Raw genomic sequence first — 2,638 nt, 5'->3', positions numbered from 1 at the left:
GCGTCGGCGTCCGCGCGGGCCGACCGCCGGAGTGGACGCAGCGGATCCGAGGTGTCGTCGAAACCGGACGCGCAGCCGGCGAGACCGGGCGCGGCCGGGGCCGCCAGTGCCGTCAGGACCGCCGTGCGCAGCAGCCTCCGCCGGTTCCACGCATGTCGGGATGTCACGGCCCGCATCCTGCCACCCCGGAACCGGCCGCGGATGATACCGGGTGGGCACGCGCCCGGCGCGGTGCCGGACGGGCGACGCCCGGCGGGACACCGTGGGGGCACGATAAGCTGAACCACCACTTCAGAACAGGAACCACAGGGAGCAGCACGGTGCCCAACGAACTCGCCGGCAGGCTGGAGCCCGTCGTGGCCGAGGCCGTCGCGGCCGCGGGTTTCGATCTCGACGCGCTGGACGTCCAGCAGGCAGGCAGGCGCAAGCTGGTGAAGGTCGTCGTCGACGGCGAGCACGGCGTCGAGCTGGACCGCATCGCCGAGATCAGCAGGACGGTGTCGGCGGCGCTCGACGAGTACGAGCACCTCATCGAGGGCGCCTACACGCTGGAGGTGACCTCGCCGGGACTGGACCGCCCGTTGACCGCGCCCCGCCACTGGCGGCGGGCCAAGTACCGCCTCGTCCGCGTGACACCCGTCGAGGGGTCGCCCTACGTCGGCCGCGTCGGTGACGCCGGGCCCGAGTCGGTGCGGATACTGGTGGACGGGAACATCCACGACCTGCGGTACGCGGACGTGGACACGGCCGTCGTCGAGGTCGAGTTCAAGCAGCCCCCCGCCGGGGATCTGAAGCTGCTGGAGGACGACGGGCGCGGCGAGAACGAGGAAAGTGCCGGACCGAAGGAGGAGCCGAGGTGAACGTCGACATCGCGGCGTTGCGCGCGATCGAACGGGACAAGGACATCCCCTTCGAGACGGTGCTGGAGGCGATCGAGAGTGCGCTGCTGACCGCGTACAAGCACACGGAGGGGCACCACCCGCACGCGAAGATCGACATCGATCGCCGCACCGGGTTCGTGCGGGTGCTCGCGCACCGGCTGGACGAGCACGGTGGGGTCGCCGAGGAGTGGGACGACACCCCCGAGGGCTTCGGCCGGATCGCCGCGGCGACCGCCCGGCAGGTCATCCTGCAGCGGCTGCGGGACGCCGAGCACGAGAAGACCTACGGCGAGTTCTCCGCCCAGGAGGGCGAGATCGTCGCGGGCGTCGTGCAGCGGGACGCGAAGGCCAACGCCCGCGGGATGGTGGTGCTGCAGATCGGCGACTCCGAGGGGGTGCTCCCCGCCGCCGAGCAGGTGCCCGGCGAGGAGTACGGGCACGGCGAGCGCCTCAAGGCCTACGTCGTCGGAGTGGCGCGCACCGTCCGCGGACCGCAGATCACGCTGTCGCGCACGCACCCCAACCTGGTGCGCAAGCTGTTCGCCCTGGAGGTGCCCGAGATCGCCGACGGCACCGTGGACATCACCGCCGTCGCGCGCGAGGCGGGGCACCGGTCGAAGATCTCCGTCCGGTCCACGGTTCCCGGGGTGAACGCCAAGGGAGCCTGCATCGGGCACGTCGGCGGCCGCGTGCGCAACGTGATGAGCGAACTGGGCGGCGAGAAGATCGACATCATCGACTACTCGGACGACCCGGCCGAGTTCGTCGGGAATGCGCTCTCGCCCGCGAAGGTTGTGTCTGTCGAGGTGGTCGACGAACGGGCCAAGACGGCCCGGGTCGTCGTCCCCGACTTCCAGTTGTCCCTGGCGATCGGCAAGGAGGGGCAGAACGCCCGCCTGGCGGCCCGGCTCACCGGGTGGCGGATCGACATCCGCAGCGATGCGGCCCCGGAGACGGGGCAGCGGCAGGTGGAACCGACCGAGACACCGCACGCAGCGGCCACCGGTTCCGCCGACTGATTGACCAAGGTCTAAACTGGGATGTGGTGCGACACCCACAGCCGAACCAGACCCGACCGCGGCCCGGCGCCACGCCGGTCCGCACATGCGTCGGATGTCGGCGGCGGGCGTCGGTGCCGGAGTTGATCCGTGTGGTCGCGGCGGACGGGCACGTGGTCGTCGACGAGCGACGACGGCTGCCGGGACGCGGTGCCTGGCTGCATCCCGACCGGGGATGCCTGGGCCGCGCCGAACGGCGGCGGGCGTTCCCCCGGGCCCTCCGGGCGAAGGGGGTGCTCGACGTGGCCGGTCTGCGGCATCATGTGGAGCGGCTCACCCGGAGCGCGGACAGCGCTGGTGGCACTGTGGGTGCGGGAACTCCCCGCATCCGGACCGGAACAAGGAAGCAGGTCGACCCGTCATGAGTCAGCCGTGAAGCTGAAGCCATGAACGCGCGACGATAGAGACGAGGTCTGCGGGTTTCGCCGCCGACCTCATCAGTTGAGGAGAGCAGTGGCAGGCAAAGCCCGCGTACATGAGCTCGCGAAAGAGCTCGGTGTCACGAGCAAGGATGTACTCGCCAAGCTGAAGGAGCAGGGCGAGTTCGTGAAATCCGCGTCGTCGACCGTCGAGGCGCCCGTCGCCCGACGGCTGCGCGACGCGTTCCCGACGAGCAAGGACGGCAAGTCCGACAAGAAGGGCGCCGACCGGGGCCCGAAGCCCGCGGGCGGGGACGGCAACGGCGCGAAGCCGGGGCCG

General features: G+C 71.2%; 4 protein-coding genes. All 4 read left to right on the top strand.

Going from position 1 to position 2,638, the window contains the following annotated elements:
* Positions 1 to 320: 320 nt before the first annotated feature.
* A complete protein-coding gene (gene rimP / locus ACTIR_RS0112240; protein ID WP_026454501.1) occupies positions 321 to 860 on the top strand; it encodes a ribosome maturation factor RimP in 540 nt (179 codons plus the stop codon).
* Complete coding sequence (gene nusA, locus ACTIR_RS0112235; protein ID WP_007027188.1) at positions 857 to 1,900, top strand: transcription termination factor NusA; 1,044 nt, start codon at positions 857 to 859, stop codon at positions 1,898 to 1,900. Before rimP ends, nusA begins: the two co-directional genes overlap by 4 nt.
* Entirely contained in the window at positions 1,798 to 2,304 is a 507-nt protein-coding gene (locus tag ACTIR_RS27755; protein WP_324607097.1) for a YlxR family protein, read from the top strand. The genes nusA and ACTIR_RS27755 overlap by 103 nt, the downstream gene beginning before the upstream one ends.
* 88 nt (positions 2,305 to 2,392) lie before the next feature.
* On the top strand, positions 2,393 to 2,638 hold a 246-nt coding region (locus ACTIR_RS25940), incomplete at its 3' end, for a translation initiation factor IF-2 N-terminal domain-containing protein (RefSeq protein WP_026454500.1).

This window comes from Saccharomonospora iraqiensis subsp. iraqiensis (genome assembly GCF_000430445.1).
Taxonomy (GTDB): Bacteria; Actinomycetota; Actinomycetes; order Mycobacteriales; family Pseudonocardiaceae; genus Saccharomonospora; species Saccharomonospora iraqiensis.
The sequence above is the reverse complement of the archived record's forward strand: the minus strand, read 5'-3'. Positions and strand labels throughout refer to the sequence as shown.